Source organism: Streptomyces sp. CNZ287 (assembly GCF_007827615.1).
This window is the reverse complement of record NZ_VISV01000009.1, coordinates 264,359-280,794: the sequence shown is the minus strand read 5'-3', so window position 1 is coordinate 280,794 and position 16,436 is coordinate 264,359. Positions and strand designations below refer to the sequence as shown.

Below are 16,436 nucleotides of genomic sequence, written 5' to 3'. Positions count from 1 at the left end.
TCCTTCTGGTCCACCGACACGATCCGGCCATCGGTGTCGAACACGATGCACCGGCTCGAAGTCGTCCCCTGATCGATAGCCGCAATGAACGGGCCGGGGCGCTGCGGGGAGGGGGCGCTGAAATCGTCGGTCACGGTCTGCTCCTGCTCCGAAACGTCGCATCGGTCGCCGGGACCGTGCCGCTGCGCCGGCACCCCGGCCCGTGGTGAGTACATGACCAGCGTGGAATCCCGCCGTCAACGACGCCCTGCCGACATTGTCGAACGAATCTGCTGCACCCCGCTTTCACCGGCGGGGCACGGAGGCTTATGGTCGGCGCGTGCCAGGTCCGGTTCAGTCGGTTGAACGCGCGGCGGCGATACTGCACTTGCTGGCGCGCGGTTCCGGCCGCCTCGGAGTCAGCGAGCTGGCCGGGTCGCTGGGCCTGGCGAAGGGCACGGTGCACGGGCTGCTGCGGACGCTGCAGCAGGTGGGGTTCGTCGAGCAGGACCGCGACACCGGCAAGTACCGGATCGGCGACACGCTCCGCGACCTCCGCTCCGGCCACGTCGACGCCAACGAACTCCGCTCCCGCGCCCTGAACTGGGCCGACGGGCTGGCCGCCAGAAGCCGTGAGGCGGTGCGCATCGGCGTCCCGGCCGACGGCCGGGTCCTCGTCGTCCACCACGTCTTCCGGCCCGGCGACCCGCAGCAGACCCTCGACGTGGCCGCGACGCTGCCGGCGCACGCGACCGCGCTGGGCAAGGTGCTGCTCGCGTACGACGTGAACGCCCCGGCGGCGGTGGGCGGCGGGCCCCCGGCCGCGTACACGCCCAGGACGCTCACCGCGCCCGCGGCGATCCTGGCGGAGCTGCGGCGGGTGCGCGAGGCGGGCTGGGCCGGCGAGCACGGCGAACGGCGCCTGGAGGAGGCGGGGATCGCGGCGCCGCTGCGCGGCCCCGGCGGTCTCGTCGTCGGCGCGCTCGGCATCTCGGGGCCGGCCGAGCGGCTCTGCGAGCGCTCCGGCGCGCTCCGCGAGGATCTGGTGGGTCTGGTGCTCGGCACGGCCAGGTCGGTCTCGCGTGACCTGGGCGCGTCCCGCCGGTGACGGCCGCGCGGGACCGAGGAGACGAGACGGGCTGTCCGGGCGGGGCAGCCGGTACGGAGCGGAGGCGGCGTGGTGCAACGGTACGTGATGTCGGTGGACCAGGGCACGACGTCCACCCGGTGCATCCTCTTCGACGCCCAGGGCCGGCTGGTCTCCGTGGTGCAGCGCGAGCACAAGCAGTACTTCCCGCGGCCCGGCTGGGTCGAGCACGACGCCGTGGAGATCTGGCGGAACCTGCGCCGGATCGTGCCGCGGACCCTGGCGGAGGCGGGCGCCGACGCCGGCCAGGTCGTCGCGCTGGGCATCGCCAACCAGCGGGAGACGACGGTGCTGTGGGACCGGCACACCGGCCGCCCGGCCGCCCGCGCCGTCGTCTGGCAGGACACCCGTACCGACGAGCTGGCCGAGCGGCTCGCCCGGGACCCGCGCGCGGACCGGGTGCGCGCGCTCTGCGGGCTGCCGCTGGCCACGTACTTCTCCGCGCCGCGGATCCGCTGGCTGCTGGACTCCACCCCCGGCCTCCGGGAGCGGGCGGAGCGCGGTGACGTGCTCTTCGGCACGATGGAGAGCTGGCTGATCTGGAACCTGACCGGCGGGCCCGCGGGCGGGCTGCACATCACCGACGTCACCAACGCCAGCCGCACGATGCTGATGAACCTGCGCACCCTGTCGTGGGACGACGAGTTGCTGGACTTCTTCGGCGTGCCGCAGGCGATGCTGCCGGAGATCCGCTCCTCCACGCAGACGTACGGCACGACGACCACCGTCGTCCCCGGCATCCGCATCGCCGCGGCGCTCGGCGACCAGCAGGCGGCGCTCTTCGGCCAGACCTGCTTCGCTCCCGGCGAGGCCAAGTGCACGTACGGCACGGGCAGTTTTCTGCTGCTCAACACCGGCGAGACGCCGGCGGCCTCCCGGCACGGGCTGCTGACGACCGTCGGCTTCAAGATCGGGGACGAGCCGGCGGTGTACGCGCTGGAGGGCTCGATCGCGGTGACGGGGTCGCTGGTGCAGTGGTTCCGCGACGGGCTGCGGCTGATCGGCAGCGCGCCGGAGATCGAGACGCTGGCGCAGACCGTCGACGACAACGGCGGCTGCTACATCGTGCCGGCGTTCTCGGGGCTCTTCGCGCCGCACTGGCACAGCGAGGCGCGGGGCGTGATCGCCGGGCTCACCTCGTACATCACCAGGGGGCATCTGGCGCGGGCGGTGCTGGAGGCGACGGGCTGGCAGACGCGGGAGGTGGTGGACGCGATGAACGCCGACTCGGGTCTGGCGCTCTCCGGCCTCCGTGTCGACGGCGGCATGACGGCGGACAACCTGCTCATGCAGTTCGTCGCCGACGTCCTGGACGTGCCCGTCGTCCGGCCGATGATGGCGGAGACGGTCTCGCTGGGCGCGGCGTACGCGGCGGGGCTCGCGGTCGGCTACTGGCCGGACCTGGAGGGGCTGCGGCGCAACTGGCACCGGGCGGCGGAGTGGCTGCCGCGGATGCCGGAGAGCCGCAGGTCCGCGGAGTACGCCAACTGGCGCCATGCGGTGGGCCTGACGTTCGGCTGGACCCGTCCCGCGGAGAGCCCGCCGCCGTCCGGGGCCGACGTGGTCGACCTGGTGCTGGCCGACCACCGCAGGGTGGAGCACCTGCTGAGCGCGGTGCGCAGCGAGGAGGCGGACCGGCGCGCAGTGCTGCGCGAGCTGACGGGGCTGCTGGTGGCGCACGTGGAGGCGGGCCGGGCCGCGGCGCGCTCCGGGGCCGGCTCGACGGCGTACGCGCTCTGCCCCGACGACGCCGGCCACGGGCCGGCGGCGCTCGCCCGCGCCCTGCTGGCGCTGCTGCGCCTGGAGGAGCCCGCCGGGCCGGAGTTCGACGCCGCGCTGGACCGGCTGGGCACGGTCGCCGCCGGGCACATCGCCGCCGGGGAGCGCGTCCACCTCAACGCGCTGCGCCGCGGCGCCTCCGCGCAGGAGCGCGCCGTCCTGGGCCGCGCGTACGCCGCGGCAGGCGGGCGGCTGCGTGCCTCCGGCTGCGACAGCGCGGCCCGGGTCGCGGCGCTGGCGGGCGAGTCCGTGCCGTAGCCGCGCACCTCCGTGGCGTTCCGGTCAGGCGCCGGCGGTGACGAGGTCGTCGAAGTCCCCTTCCTTGGCGGCACGCAGGAACGCGGCCAGCCCCGCGGGCCCGTAGACCAGCGCGGGGCCCTGCGGGTCCCGCGAGTTGCGGACCGCGACCTCCCCGCCGGACAGCCCGGCCAGCTCCACGCACTCGCCGTTGGGGTTGCTGTGGTGGCTCTTGCGCCACTCGACGTTCCCCAGCCGGCCCGCGGGCACACCGTTCACGACCTGCATGGCTGCTCCTTCCCACTGATCTTTTGCGTACTGTACTTGCGTCTGTGCTTGCGGATGCACTTACAGATGAAATTTCATCCAGCTATCACCCAGCGCTCGGAGCACGGTGGCGCAGGGTGATCGAATCGGCCGAACTACCGTACGGGAACAGGCGGAAGGCCCTCGGACCGTGTGGTCCGGGGGCTGCGAAGGGAAGGAGCGGGCGGGCCGTCAGGTGGCGTGCAGGAGCTGCCGCAGGAACGTGTCGGTGTTCGTCAGCTCCGTGGCCGGCGCCGCCAGCCGGTCGACGGCCAGCCGGTGCCGCTCGACGTCGTCGGCGTCGTCGAGGTAGAGCGCTCCGGTGAGCTGCTCCAGGTACGCGATGTCCGGCAGGTCCGCCTCGGCGAAGCGCAGCAGCGTCACCGAGCCGGCCAGCACCGTCGCCGCGGAGGTCCGCAGCGGCACGACGTGCACCGCGATCTCCGGGAACTCCGCGCTGTGCAGCCGGATCAGATGGCGTATCTGCTCGCGCATCACCGCGGGGCCGCCCACGCTGCGGCGCAGCGCGCCCTCGTCGATGAGCTGCCAGCAGCGCGGCGGGTCGGACCTGGCGAGGAGCTGCTGGCGGCGCTCCAGCAGGTCGACGCGGCGGGCCACGGCGCCGGCGCTGTCGTCGGGGTACGTCAGCCGCGCGAGCGCGGCGGCGTAGGCGGGGGTCTGGAGCAGGTCCGGTACGCGGTGCGACTGGTAGCCGCGGATGAGCGTCGCGCCCTCCTCGAGCCCGAGGTACGTCTCCAGCCAGCGCGGCGTCAGATCGCCGTACTGCTGCCACCAGCCGGGGGTGTTGGCGCCGCGGGCCAGCGCGAGGTACGTTTCGCGCTCCCGGATGTCGGTGACCGCGTAGAGCGTGAGCAGGTCCGCGATGTCGCGCTCCTTGCAGCCGCCCTGGCCGCGTTCGAGCCGGCTCATCTTGGGCACCGAGGCCCGGATCGCCTGCGCCGCCGCGTCGAGTCCGACGCCGCGCCTGACGCGCAGCCTGCGCAGCCGGGAGCCGAGGACGATCCGCCGGATCGTGGGCCCGCCCCGGCCGGGGTCCGCGCCGCCCCCGGGCAGCCGGCGCCCGCCGGCCACCGGTACTGACCCCGCCATCTCCCCTCCCCCGCCGGTCGGTTCACCATCCCGTCGCCAGCGCGGAATCATACCCGCCCGGGGCCTCTTTCCCGAACCTTCGTCCGGTTTTCGCCTACCGGATCGGACGTACGGACCCGTTGCCCCGAGCGGGCGGCGTACCGGAGAGGATCAGTCCTTCGCGCCCGGTTCGTCCGCGGACTCGTGCCAGCCGCCGACGACGATCCGGGCGAGCCGGCCGAAGAACCAGAAGACCAGCACGCCGAAGAGCGAGGAGACCAGCACCGCCGCGAGCAACTGCTCGGACTGCAGCCGCGACTGGTACAGGTCGATGAGCACTCCGATGCCCGGCTGCCCCTGGCGGAAGAAGAAGTCGCCGACGATGGCGCCGACCACGGACATCCCGGCGGCGATCCGCAGCCCGGTGAAGATGTGCGGCAGCGCGGCGGGCAGTTGGAGCTTCCAGAGCCGGGTCAGCCGGCCGGCGTTCTGGAGCCTGAACAGATCGTGGTACGAGGAGTCGGCGGAGCGGATGCCGAAGAGCGTGCTGGTGAGGATGGGGAAGAAGGCGATGATGACGCAGACGAGCACCCGGGTGGAGAACCCGTAGCCCCACCAGAAGCCGAAGAGCGGGACCAGCGCGAGGATCGGCGTCACCTGCAGCACGACGAAGTACGGGAAGAGGGAACGTTCCAGCCACCGGGCCTGGCTCATCAGGATCGCCATCGCGATCGCCCCGGCCGCCGAGATGAGCAGCCCGAGCGAGGCGACCTGCGCGGACAGCAGCAGGGCGTCGAGGAGTTCGGCCCGGTTGTCGCCGTCGAGGAACCCCACGCGCACCACGTCGTGCGGCGGCGGGAAGAGGAAACGCCGGTCCTCGGCCAGCACCACCATGCTGATCAGGTACCACACCCCCACGGCGGCACCGGCCACCAGCACGGCGGGCAGCCTCCGGAGCAACGGGCGCAGGTTCATGGCTTGACGGCCACCAGCGCGTAGGCGTTTCCCTCGGTACGGTCCGGGGGCCGGGGGCGCCAGCGGTGCGCGACCACCACGCCGGGGTCGACCGGCTCCCAGCCGTCGATGATCCGCTCCAGCTCGGCGCGGCTGCGCTCCACCATCGGCGTCGCGCCGCACGCCCACGCCTTGGTGAGCCGGCTCACCCGGGAGTCGAGCTCGGCGGATATCTGGGACACGGCGAGGTAACTGCCCGGGACCACGCCGCGGCGGACCCGCGCCACCAGGTCCGCCGGGTCGTCCTCGTCGGGCAGGAAGTGCAGCAGCCCGACCATGAGCACGGCCACGGGCCGGTCGAGGTCCAGTACGGCACGGGTGTCCGGGTGGGTGAGGATCAGCTCGGGCCGCCGGACGTCGCCGGCGAAGGCGACCGTCAGGATCCCGTCGGCGTGCAGGGCCTGCATGTGCGCCACGGCGACGGGGTTGTAGTCGACGTAGACGATCCGGGTGTCGGGGGCGATGCCGTGCGCGATCTCGTGCACGTTGGGCATGCGCCGCTGCGGCAGGCCGCAGCCGATGTCGAGGATCTGGCGGATGCCGGCCTCCCCGACCAGGTAGCGCACGGCCCGTTCCAGGAAGAGCCGCTGGGCGCGGACGCGCATCTTCACGTCCGGCATGAAGGTGGCCTCGACCTCGTCCACCAGCGCGCGGTCCGGGCCGAGGTTGTCGCTGCCGCCGAGGTGGTAGTCGTACGTGCGGGAGGCGTGGGGGGCCGTAGGGTCGGGCAGGGGCGACGTGCCGTGGGGCCCGTCGGCTATGCCGTCGTCGCTCATGTTCCTCTCCGCGTCGGCCGCGTACGGCCGTGGCTGTGCCGCCCCGCGACGCGCTGGGGGCCGGGAGGGCAGCGTACTCCACCGTGCCGCCGGGGCCCGCGGTGCGCGGTCCCGGCGGTCGGGCGGCCGGTCATCCGCCGTGTCCGATCGCGGGGTCGAGGAACTCGTTGGTCACGACGTCCGCGGGCTTCAGGCCGTCCTTCACGGGCTTCTTCTGCTCGGCGAAGATCGGCTCGCCGATGTCGATGATCTCCCGGACCCGCGCGGTGTCGAAGTTCCCGACGGTGGTGTCCTCGCCCTCGGCGTCGTCCGAGGCGATGCCGAGCCTCTTCATCTCGCCGATCCCGTACTGCGCGATGCCCTCGGTGAGCACGTCGCCGCCCTTGTACTGCTCGGCGATGTCCACGATGGCGGCGATGGCCGCGTCCGGGTCGCGGAGGTAGTCGACCTGCGACTGCTGGACGACCGGGATCAGCTTCTCCAGGCAGGGCGCCAGTTCGGACTTCGCCTCGGGGCGGACGACGAGGGAGGGCCCGTAGATCGGGTAGCCGGCCTCGTAGACGAGCTGGCCCTTGACGGGCTTCATCCAGTCGTCGATCTCGTGCTCGAACATGTACGGGTCCTCGGCCGCGTACCCGGAGGAGGCGAGCTTGCCGCCGGAGGCCACGAAGCGCGCGGGCGAGCCGTCGAAGGAGCCGTCCACCTGGTCCTTCCTGAGGATCCCGGCGCCGGTCAGATACTCCATGTACGTGTCGCCACCGGAGTACAGGACCGTGGTGTCCGACTTGCCGACGTCCTCGATGGTCTCGAACTCCGGGTAGGTCTCCGGGTCCCAGTAGATCATCGTCGGGTCCTTCTCCAGCAGCGCCAGCACCGCGGTGGTCGGCTGGGTGGCGGAGAGCTGGACGATCTCGTCGAAGCCGCCGACCACGCCGAGGTCGATGTCCTCGTCCGTGTACATCTCGGCTGAGGTGGCGGCGAAGCCGATCGCCGGGCCGCCTGCACGCAGTTCGAGCGAGATGCCGGTGTCCCTGCCGTCCGCGACCAGCGGCGCGGTGGCCCGTTTGCGGTCGGCGTCCACCTCGGGGTCTTCGCCGAGGAGCGCGTACAGCGGGCCGAAGGCGGTGGCGTTCGGCAGCCACGACGTCTGCACGGTCACGGTCTCGGGGCACACGCCGGCCAGGGAACCCGCGCCGCTCTTCGCCGCGGGGGACTCCTTGCCGCCGGCCCCGCCGTCCCCGTCGTCTCCGCAGGCGGCGGTGGTCAGCAGCACGCCGGCGACGAGCGGCAGGGCTAAGGAGCGCAGGTGACGCTTCAGGGGCATCGCGGGTTCCTCCGGAGGGGGTCGGGGGCCGGTCGGTGCTTCGTACGGTGCTCAGCGGGCGGAGGCGCGCATGCAGGCGGACACCTCGGCCGCGATGCGGTTCAGCTCGGGGTCGTAGCGCAGGCTCTCGGTCCGCGGGTAGCCGAACGGGACGGTGAACTCGCCGCACACGCGCCCGGGCCGGGGGGACATCACCAGGACCCTGGTGGAGAGGTAGACCGCCTCCAGCACGGAGTGGGTGACGAAGACGGCCGCGAACCGCTCGGCGGCGAAGAGCCGCAGCAGGTCGTCGTCCAGCCGCTCGCGGGTGATCTCGTCCAGGGTGCCGAACGGCTCGTCGAGCAGGAACAGTTCCGGGCGCAGCGTGAGGGAGCGGGCCAGGGAGACGCGCATGCGCATTCCGCCCGACAGCGCGCGGGGCCGGTAGCCGGCGAAGTCGGTGAGGCCGACCAGCTCCAGCGCGGCGTCGGCGCGCTTGCGCCGCTCGGCCCGCGGGACGCCGCGCAGTTCGCCGAAGAGCTCGACGTTCGTGCGCACCGAGCGCCAGGGCAGCAGCGTCGGGTCCTGGAAGACGTAGCCGAGGCGGTCGGCGCGCGCGGCCACGGCGCCGGCGGTGGGCTCGACGAGGCCCGCGGCGATGCGCAGCAGGGTGGTCTTGCCGCAGCCGGAGGGGCCCACGAGGGAGACGAACTCGCCGGCGCCGACGTCGAGGTCGACGGGGTCGAGCGCGCGGGTGCCGTCGGGGAAGCGCTTCTCGACGGCGCCGAGGGAGAGCACGGGTCCCGCACCGGCCACGGGCGCGGCCTCGTCGGCGTCGGCGACGGTCATGGGCCACCTCCCGGCGCTCCGGCGGGTGGTCAGGACCGCCGGGCAGGTTCCTGCGCCGCGGCGGGCGCCGCGGGCTCGGGGCCACAGAGGCTACGGGATGGGAACGTGCCCCGGCACCCGGGGTGCCCTCCGGGCGGGGACGGCGGCGGACGCGGGCGGCCCGGCGCCGGACCCGGGGCCGTCGCACCGGCCGTTCGCGCGGCGGGCGTCAGTGGCCGTCGTGCGGGTGGCCCGGGTGGGCGGTGTGGCGCCAGACCTCCAGCAGCCGGGCGGCGGATCCGCCGATCGGGCCGACGGCGTCGGCGAGGACGTCCGGTGCGGGCAGCCGCGCGGAAGTGACGGCCGGCACCGCCTCCGCCGGATCGTCGATGGTCGAGGAGCACACCGCCAGCAGGTAGTCCGGCACCGTCAGCCCGGCGCCGGTGACGCCGACCAGCGGCACTCCGACCGCCGCGACCAGCGGGAAGACGGTGCCCGGGATGCCGACCGCCGCCTCCGCCCGCGCCGCCGCCTGGAGCGACGGCACGTCGCTGATCTCGTACGCGTCCCACAGTTTGGGGTCCTCGCGCGGGTGCAGGCCGACCAGGATCCGCTTTCCCGCGGCCCGCAGCTTCTCGGCCGCCGCGAGCAGCAGTTCGGTGCCGGGTGCGGCGCCGCCGGTGCCGTCGGGGTGCGTGACGCTGGTGAGGACGAGCACGAGGCCGGGCTCGGGACGGTGGTCCGGCAGCGTGTCGGTCTGCGGCGAGCCGACCACCCGGATCCGGCGCCGGACGCCCAGGTAGCCGCCGAACGCGCGCGCCTCGGCCGGCGAGGAGGAGGTGACGGCGCGCAGCCGGGGCCGCAGCAGCCGTGCGCCCGGGGCCTGCTGGGGCCCGAGGTAGGCCAGAGAGCCGGCCGCCACCGGCAGCCGCGGGAAGCGCGCGACGCACTCCAGCGGCCAGTCACCGGCGCCGGTGACGACCAGCAGATCGGCGCGGGGCGCGGCCTGCGGCGTGGCGACGGGCACGGGGTCGCCGGGCTGGACTCCCGAGGTGTCGGGGACGAGCTGGGTGAGGCGTACGCCGCGCCGCCCGGCCTCCGCGAGCAGCGGCTTGACGTGGTACGTGCCCCACGGCTCGTTCGTCGCGACGAGCACCCGCAACGGGCGCCCGGGGCGCCCGCGGCCACTGCCCGCGGCCGGCGCGGGGCGGGCGCCGAGCACGGCGAGCCCGGCGGCACCGGCCGTCGCGGTGAGCCCGCGCAGCACCCGGCGGCGGGACGGCGCGGTCAGGAGGCCGGCGGAGGCGGCTGATCCGGCCGCGGGGGCGGGGGCTTCGGGGACGTCCGGGGCCGCGGGGACTCCCGCGTCGTACGTGGTGGGCATGGGCGGCACGCTAGGCAACGCCGCGAACTCGCGGGTGAACGCGGCACGAACAGCTTCCCCGCGGCCCGCCCCGCGACCTTTGGTCCAGACCTCTTGACGAAAGGTCTGGACCAACTTACCTTGTGCCGCAGCGCAACACGTACCTCTCCTGGCAACCCCACAGCCCAGAAGGCGAGCGTGTCATGCAGTCTGCGATCAGCCGGACGCTGCGTCTCTTCGGCATCGGCCTCACGCTGGTGCTCGCCGCCCAGCTCCCCGCCGCGGCGGCGACCCCGCCGGAACCGGCCGGGGCGGCGGCGGCAGGAACGACGGCGGCAGCACCCACGGCTGCCGAGACCTGTCCCACCAAACCCAGGCCCGCGGGCAAGATCCTCCAGGGCTACTGGGAGAACTGGGACGGCGCCGCCAACGGCGTCCACCCGCCGTTCGGCTGGACGCCGATCACCAACCCCGATCTCCGCACCCACGGCTACAACGTCATCAACGCCGCCTTCCCCGTCATCCTCTCCGACGGCACCGTCAAGTGGGAGGACGGCATGGACAGCACGGTGAAGGTCGCCGCTCCCGCCGAGATGTGCGCGGCCAAGGCGAGCGGCGCCACCATCCTCATGTCGCTCGGCGGCGCCGCGGCCGGCATCGACCTCAGCTCCAGCGCCGTCGCCGACCGGGTGATCGCCACCCTGGTGCCGATCCTCAAGCGCTACAACTTCGACGGCATCGACATCGACATCGAGACCGGCCTCGTCGGCAGCGGCAACATCAACCAGCTCTCCCCCTCGCAGGCCAACCTCATCCGCATCATCGACGGCGTGCTCGCCCAGATGCCCCCCGGCTTCGGCCTGACGATGGCCCCCGAGACGGCGTACGTCACCGGCGGCAGCGTGGTCTACGGCTCGATCTGGGGCGCGTACCTGCCGATCATCAAGAAGTACGCCGACAACGGCCGGCTGTGGTGGCTCAACATGCAGTACTACAACGGCAGCATGTACGGCTGCTCCGGTGACTCGTACCAGGCGGGCACCGTCCAGGGCTTCGTCGCCCAGACCGAGTGCCTGAACCGCGGCCTCGTGGTGCAGGGCACCACCATCCGCGTCCCGTACGACAAGCAGGCCCCCGGCCTGCCCGCCCAGCCCGGCGCGGGCGGCGGCCACATGACGCCGGGGCTGGTGTCGCAGGCATGGAGCCACTTCGGCGGCGCCCTCAAGGGCCTGATGACCTGGTCGATCAACTGGGACGGCGCGCGCGGCTGGTCCTTCGGCGACAACGTCAAGTCGCTCCAGGGCCGCTGACCGACGCGCCCCGGCCGCTCGTCCCCCACGGCGAGCGGCCGGGGCGGCACAGAAGTCCAACCGGTGTCCGAAAAGTCCAATGGATCGCGGCGCGGCGTCTGTTGTACCGCGCCCCCCGGCGGGATCAGATGGATCTCATGCACGATCCGGCTCTCCCCGCCCACGAAGACCCCGCACCCGGCACCGGCACCCTGCCGCCGCGCGCGTGGTACGCCAGCTCCGACGCCGCCCGGCTGCCGCTGAACGGGGCCTGGCGCTTCCGGCTCTCCCCCACCGCCACCACCCACGACACATCCTTCGCGGAACCCGGCCACGACACCTCCGGCTGGGACGAGATCACCGTCCCCGGGCACTGGGTGCTCCAGGGCGGTGGCCGGTACGGCACGCCCGCGTACACCAACACCCCCTACCCCTTCCCGGTCGACCCGCCGCGGGTGCCGGCCGAGAACCCGACCGGCGACCACCTGCGCACCTTCGACCTGCCCGGCGGCTGGCCCGCCGCCCCGCTGCCCCCGGACGAGGCGGTGCTGCGCTTCGACGGGGTGGACTCGCACGCGCGGGTCTGGCTGAACGGCACGGAGCTGGGCGAGTTCAAGGGCTCCCGGCTGCCGCACGAGTTCGCCGTCGGCGCGCTGCTGCGCCCCGCGGGCAACGTGCTGGCCGTCCGCGTCCACCAGTGGTCGGCCGGCTCGTACCTGGAGGACCAGGACCAGTGGTGGCTCCCCGGCATCTTCCGCGACGTCACGCTGCTGCACCGGCCCGCTGGCGCCGTCCGCGACTTCTTCGTGCACGCCTCGTACGACCACGTGACCGGCACCGGCACCCTGCGCGTGGACTGCGCGCCCGGCGGCCGGGTCGCCCTGCCGGAGCTGGGCGTCGACATCGCCACCGGCGAGTCCGTCACGCTGCCGGCCGAGCCGTGGACCGCGGAGGTGCCGCGGCTGTACGCGGCCGAGCTGGCCACCGCGGGCGAGCGGATCCCGCTGCGGGTGGGCTTCCGCACCGTCGCCGTCGAGGACGGCGTGCTCAGGGTGAACGGCCGCCGCATCCTGCTGCGCGGCGTGAACCGGCACGAGTTCCACCCCGAGCACGGCCGCGCCGTCGACGAGGCGGCGATGCGCGCGGACGTGCTGCTGATGAAGCGGCACAACGTCAACGCCGTACGCACCAGCCACTACCCGCCGCACCCCGCGTTCCTCGACCTCTGCGACGAGCTGGGGCTGTGGGTGATCGACGAGTGCGACCTGGAGACGCACGGCTTCGGTGCCCTCGGCTGGCGCGGCAACCCCGTCGCCGACGAGCGCTGGACCCCGGCGCTGCTGGACCGCGCCGCGCGCATGGTCGAGCGGGACAAGAACCACCCGTCGGTCATCATGTGGTCCCTGGGCAACGAGTGCGGCTCCGGCGCGGGACTGACCGCCATGGCCGACTGGATCCGCGGCCGCGACCCCGGCCGGCTCCTGCACTACGAGGGCGATCCGACCAGCCGCGACACCGACGTCTACTCGCGGATGTACGCCGACCACGACGAGGTCCGCCGCATCGGCGAGCGCACCGAGGCCCCCCTCGAAGACCCGGCGCTGGACGCGCGCCGCCGGGCACAGCCGTTCGTGCTCTGCGAGTACGCGCACGCCATGGGCAACGGCCCCGGCGGACTGGCGGACTACCAGCGGCTGTTCGAGACGTACGAGCGCTGTCAGGGCGGCTTCGTCTGGGAGTGGATCGACCACGGCATCGCCCACCCCGAGCTGGGCTTCGCCTACGGCGGCGACTTCGGCGAGGAACTGCACGACGGCGCGTTCGTCTGCGATGGCCTGGTCTTCCCCGACCGCACGCCGTCGCCGGGGCTCACCGAGTTCGGCCACGTCATCCAGCCCGTGCGCATCGGGCCCGGGGACTCGCCGGAACAGGCCGTGGTCACCAACCTGCACGACTTCGCCGGCCTCGACCACCTCGCGTTCTCCTGGTCGTACGCCGTGGACGGCGCCGAGACGGAGAGCGGACCGGCGGCGGTGCCGCCGCTGGCGCCCGGCGAGAGCGCGAAGGTCGGCCTGCCCGCGCCCGGCGCCCCGCCCGCGGGCGAGGCGCAGTGGACCGTCAGCGCGCGGCTCGCCGCGGACACCGCGTGGGCGCCGGCGGGGCACGTCGTGGCGCGCGGGCAGTGGTCCGCCGCGCCGCGCCCGCCGCTCGCGCGGCCGGCCGCGGCGGCGCCCGTACGCGACGACGCGCTGATCCGGCTCGGCCCGGCGGTGTTCGACGCGCGGACGGGCGGGCCGCGGACCCTGGCCGGGGTGCCCGTGGAGGGACTGCGGCTGGAGGTGTGGCGGGCGCCGACGGACAACGACCTCGGCGCCGACTGGCTGCCCGAGACCGAACTGGCGCGCCGCTGGCGCAAGGCGGGGCTGCACCGGATGCGGCACCGGACGGACGCGGTGGAGACCGCGGACGGCGGACTGACGGTCCGTACCCGGGTGGCGCCCGCGGCCACCGACCTGGGCCTCGCCGCCGAGTTCCGCTGGACCGCGGACGCGGACCGGGTGGCGCTGACCGTGTCGGTGACGCCGGAGGGCGACTGGCGGATGCCGCTGCCGCGGCTGGGGATCCGCTTCGCGCTGCCCGCCGCGTACGGCGCGGTGCGCTGGTACGGCGGCGGGCCCGGCGAGGCGTACCCGGACACGGGCACGGCGGCGCTGCTGGGGCGCTGGACGGCGAGCGTCGACGAGTTGCAGACGCCGTACGTACGCCCGCAGGAGAACGGCGCGCGGGCCCGGGTGCGCTGGGCGGAGCTGACGGACGCCGGGGCCGGTACGGGGCTGCGGGTCGAGGGTGAGCCGGAGTTCGCGCTCACGGCCAGGCGCTGGACCACCGCGGAGCTGGACGCCGCGACGCACCGCACCGACCTGGTGCCGGGCGACCGGGTGCATGTGACGCTCGACCACGCCCGCCACGGCATCGGCTCGGCGTCCTGCGGTCCCGGCGTGCTGCCGCAGTACGCACTGGCGGCGCGCCCGGCGGCGTTCACCTTCGTCTTCTCCGCCGCCGAAGGGCGCTGACGCGCGGGACCCGCCCCGCCCGGCTCCTCCCGGGCGGGGCGGGCCGTGGCGCCCGTCCTCAGGCCGGCGTCACCGGCGGTTCCGTCACCGCCGGCGGAGCCGTCACGGCTGTCAGAACAGCGAGTAGAGCAGCCGGTTCGGCGAACCGGTGCGCGGGTCCTGCACCTTGTTCGGCGTGGTGCCGTTCACGATGGCCTGGCTGACCTGGGCGGGGCTGGCCGAGGGGTTGCCCTGGAGGTACAGCGCGGCGACGCCCGCGGTGTGCGGGGTGGCCATCGAGGTGCCGGAGATGGTGTTGGTGGCCGTGTCCGAGGTGTACCAGCCGGAGGTGATGCTCACGCCGGGCGCGAACAGGTCGAGGCAGGTGCCGAAGTTGGACCACGAGGCGCGCCGGTCGGTGCTGTCCGTGGCGCCGACCGTGATGGCCTCGGGCACCCGCGCCGGCGAGTAGTTGCAGGCGTTCTGCGGGGTGCCGAAGATGTTGCCGTTGCCGGCGGCGATCGCGTACGTCACACCGGCGGCCACCGACCGCTTGACGGCGTTGTCGAGCGTGGTGCTGGCGCCGCCGCCGAGGCTCATGTTGGCCACGGACGGGCTGGTGGCGTTGGCGGTCACCCAGTCGATGCCGGCGACGACGCCGGCGGTGGTGCCGGAACCGCTGCAGTTCAGGACGCGTACGGCGACGAGCTTCGCCTGCTTGGCGACGCCGTACGTCTTGCCGCCGACGGTGCCCGCGACGTGGGTGCCGTGGCCGTTGCAGTCCTGGCCGTTCTGGCCGCCGCCCACGGTGTCGGTGCCGACCGAGGCCCGGCCGCCGAACTCGCTGTGCGTGGTGCGGATGCCGGTGTCGATGATGTAGGCGGTGACGTTCGCCGCGGTGGTGTTGTACGTGTACGTGGTGCTCAGCGGCAGGTCGCGCTGGTCGATGCGGTCCAGGCCCCAGGTGGCGTTGGCCTGGGTCTCCGCGGTCCGTACGACGGCGTCCTGCTCGACGTACGCCACCCGCGGGTCGCGGGCCACCTCGGCCGCCTCCGCCTTGCTCATCTCGGCGGAGAAGCCGCGCAGCGCGGTGCGGAAGACGTGCTCGGGCCTGACGTCCGCGGTGCCGGCCAGGTCCCGGGCCACGGAGCGGGTGTCGACCTTGGCGACCTCGCCGTTCTTCAGCACGACGATCCACTGGCCGTCGACGGCCGTGGCGGCCGGGGCGAGCCGGAGGTCGCCGTCGGCGGGTGCGCTGTTCGCGCCGGTGCCGGCGGCCAGTTGGAGGCCGGCGGCGAGGCCGAGCGCGGTGAGCACGGTGGCCGCGCGGCGCAGGGGCGTGGGGGTGAGTCTCATCTCGTGCACCAGAACCTTTCGTTGACCGGATTACGGGCAATGAGGCGTAGTGCGGTGCGGGTGGCCCGCCCGGATACGGGCGGTGCCACGGCAGCGTCTCGCATGCCGGACGCGACCACAAGTGGCAGGTTCACGCCAAATCCGAGCCGAAGATCCTGGTGGCGGGCGATGCGTGGGACAACCGGCGGGGCTGACGGGGCCTCGGCCCCGGCTCGGCCCGGGCCTCAGGCCGGTACCGGCCCGGCCGCCGCGGCGGCGGTGGCGTCGTGCAGCGCGCGGGCGGCGGGCGGGCGGCGGGCGGGATGGCCCGGGTACGGCTGCGCCGGAGCATCAGGTGCACGGCGGGAACACCGGCACCGGCGAGGGGCCGCCAGGTGACCGCGCCGTGCCGTTCCAGCGGGTCGCCGGCGAGCCCGAAGTCCGGCAGCACCGTCACCCCCAGCCCTGCGGCGACGAGGTGCTTCGCCGCGTCGGGGGTGTCGGCCGCGTAGGCGGGCAGCGGCGGGCGGACGGCGCCGAGGCGGTGCAGCAGCCGGTGCACGAGGCAGCCGGAGCGCACCCCGACCAGCGGCTCGGCGAGCAGTTCCACGGCGCTGACCTCGTCCGCTCCGCCAGCGGTCTGCCGGGGCTCAGGCACACCGGGTGGCGGCGGGGGCGGCCCCGGCACCTGCACAGTGCCCGCCTGGGCGGGCGCGACGGTGTACGACTCCGGCGCCGAGGTCTCCCGCAAGGGCCGCGTCTGGCGGGCGAAGTGGTGGACGCAGGGCCAGGAACCGGGCACCACCGGCGAGTGGCGCGTCCGGCAGGACGTCAGGGCCTGCTGAGCCGCCCCCGGTCCCCGCGGACCGCGGAAGGCCCGGCCCTCGCCGCCCGGGTCTTCCGCTCCGGCCCCGGCGGGCGCGTCACCCGCCCCGCCA

Annotated in this window: 14 protein-coding genes; 5 read left to right on the top strand and 9 right to left on the bottom strand. The window is 74.3% G+C overall.

The features are described 5' to 3' along the window. Positions 1 to 319: 319 nt before the first annotated feature. Complete coding sequence (locus FB457_RS18800) at positions 320 to 1,087, top strand: IclR family transcriptional regulator (RefSeq protein WP_047019198.1); 768 nt, start codon at positions 320 to 322, stop codon at positions 1,085 to 1,087. Between the two features lie 69 nt (positions 1,088 to 1,156). Beyond that, positions 1,157 to 3,163, top strand: a complete 2,007-nt coding sequence (glpK, locus tag FB457_RS18795; RefSeq protein ID WP_145782477.1) for a glycerol kinase GlpK — start codon at positions 1,157 to 1,159, stop codon at positions 3,161 to 3,163. Positions 3,164 to 3,187: 24 nt separating this feature from the next. Here glpK and FB457_RS18790 read toward each other — a convergent pair whose 3' ends face one another. The 7 genes from FB457_RS18790 to FB457_RS18760 all read right to left on the bottom strand — a co-directional run bounded on the left by FB457_RS18790 (position 3,188) and on the right by FB457_RS18760 (position 9,842). Continuing rightward, a complete protein-coding gene (locus FB457_RS18790; RefSeq protein ID WP_047019196.1) occupies positions 3,188 to 3,430 on the bottom strand; it encodes a DUF397 domain-containing protein in 243 nt (80 codons plus the stop codon). A gap of 210 nt (positions 3,431 to 3,640) precedes the next feature. Then, positions 3,641 to 4,540 carry a DUF5753 domain-containing protein gene (locus FB457_RS18785; RefSeq protein WP_047019195.1) on the bottom strand — a complete coding sequence of 300 codons (900 nt, stop codon included), beginning with the start codon at positions 4,538 to 4,540 and terminating at the stop codon, positions 3,641 to 3,643. Positions 4,541 to 4,708: 168 nt separating this feature from the next. Next, positions 4,709 to 5,512 (bottom strand): ABC transporter permease, encoded by an 804-nt coding sequence (locus FB457_RS18780; protein ID WP_047019194.1) that lies wholly within the window; start codon positions 5,510 to 5,512, stop codon positions 4,709 to 4,711. Beyond that, complete coding sequence (locus tag FB457_RS18775) at positions 5,509 to 6,327, bottom strand: SAM-dependent methyltransferase (protein WP_047019193.1); 819 nt, start codon at positions 6,325 to 6,327, stop codon at positions 5,509 to 5,511. Before FB457_RS18775 ends, FB457_RS18780 begins: the two co-directional genes overlap by 4 nt. A gap of 130 nt (positions 6,328 to 6,457) precedes the next feature. Continuing rightward, positions 6,458 to 7,651 carry a hypothetical protein gene (locus FB457_RS18770; protein ID WP_047019192.1) on the bottom strand — a complete coding sequence of 398 codons (1,194 nt, stop codon included), beginning with the start codon at positions 7,649 to 7,651 and terminating at the stop codon, positions 6,458 to 6,460. 51 nt (positions 7,652 to 7,702) lie between these two features. Then, the gene (locus tag FB457_RS18765; protein WP_047019191.1) at positions 7,703 to 8,479 is read right to left on the bottom strand and encodes an ABC transporter ATP-binding protein; all 777 of its coding nucleotides are present in this window, start codon (positions 8,477 to 8,479) and stop codon (positions 7,703 to 7,705) included. A 208-nt stretch (positions 8,480 to 8,687) separates the two neighbouring features. Further along, positions 8,688 to 9,842, bottom strand: coding sequence for a hypothetical protein (locus FB457_RS18760; protein WP_145782474.1), 1,155 nt, complete (start codon positions 9,840 to 9,842; stop codon positions 8,688 to 8,690). A 182-nt stretch (positions 9,843 to 10,024) separates the two neighbouring features. Between FB457_RS18760 and FB457_RS18755 the strand changes: the two genes are divergently transcribed. Further along, the gene (locus FB457_RS18755; protein ID WP_047019189.1) at positions 10,025 to 11,131 is read left to right on the top strand and encodes a chitinase; all 1,107 of its coding nucleotides are present in this window, start codon (positions 10,025 to 10,027) and stop codon (positions 11,129 to 11,131) included. A gap of 128 nt (positions 11,132 to 11,259) precedes the next feature. Beyond that, complete coding sequence (locus tag FB457_RS18750) at positions 11,260 to 14,184, top strand: glycoside hydrolase family 2 TIM barrel-domain containing protein (RefSeq protein ID WP_078898552.1); 2,925 nt, start codon at positions 11,260 to 11,262, stop codon at positions 14,182 to 14,184. Between the two features lie 111 nt (positions 14,185 to 14,295). On the opposite strand, the gene FB457_RS18745 is transcribed toward FB457_RS18750, so the two are convergent. Further along, positions 14,296 to 15,528, bottom strand: coding sequence for a S8 family peptidase (locus tag FB457_RS18745; protein ID WP_047019188.1), 1,233 nt, complete (start codon positions 15,526 to 15,528; stop codon positions 14,296 to 14,298). A 121-nt stretch (positions 15,529 to 15,649) separates the two neighbouring features. Next, on the bottom strand, positions 15,650 to 16,108 hold the full coding sequence (locus FB457_RS18740) for a type 2 periplasmic-binding domain-containing protein (RefSeq protein WP_486589070.1): 459 nt from the start codon (positions 16,106 to 16,108) through the stop codon (positions 15,650 to 15,652). 85 nt (positions 16,109 to 16,193) lie between these two features. On the opposite strand from FB457_RS18740, the gene FB457_RS18735 reads away from it, so the two are divergent. Next, the gene (locus tag FB457_RS18735; RefSeq protein ID WP_145782472.1) at positions 16,194 to 16,343 is read left to right on the top strand and encodes a carbohydrate-binding protein; all 150 of its coding nucleotides are present in this window, start codon (positions 16,194 to 16,196) and stop codon (positions 16,341 to 16,343) included. Positions 16,344 to 16,436: the final 93 nt, after the last annotated feature.

What these genes read in the sequence shown, in the direction of transcription:
- FB457_RS18790 (WP_047019196.1), bottom strand. Translation starts at nt 3,430, where the DNA reads ATGCAGGTCGTGAACGGTGTGCCCGCGGGCCGGCTGGGGAACGTCGAG.
- FB457_RS18780 (WP_047019194.1), bottom strand. Translation starts at nt 5,512, where the DNA reads ATGAACCTGCGCCCGTTGCTCCGGAGGCTGCCCGCCGTGCTGGTGGCC.
- FB457_RS18775 (WP_047019193.1), bottom strand. Translation starts at nt 6,327, where the DNA reads ATGAGCGACGACGGCATAGCCGACGGGCCCCACGGCACGTCGCCCCTG.
- FB457_RS18770 (WP_047019192.1), bottom strand. Translation starts at nt 7,651, where the DNA reads ATGCCCCTGAAGCGTCACCTGCGCTCCTTAGCCCTGCCGCTCGTCGCC.
- FB457_RS18765 (WP_047019191.1), bottom strand. Translation starts at nt 8,479, where the DNA reads ATGACCGTCGCCGACGCCGACGAGGCCGCGCCCGTGGCCGGTGCGGGA.
- FB457_RS18760 (WP_145782474.1), bottom strand. Translation starts at nt 9,842, where the DNA reads ATGCCCACCACGTACGACGCGGGAGTCCCCGCGGCCCCGGACGTCCCC.
- FB457_RS18755 (WP_047019189.1), top strand. Translation starts at nt 10,025, where the DNA reads ATGCAGTCTGCGATCAGCCGGACGCTGCGTCTCTTCGGCATCGGCCTC.
- FB457_RS18750 (WP_078898552.1), top strand. Translation starts at nt 11,260, where the DNA reads ATGGATCTCATGCACGATCCGGCTCTCCCCGCCCACGAAGACCCCGCA.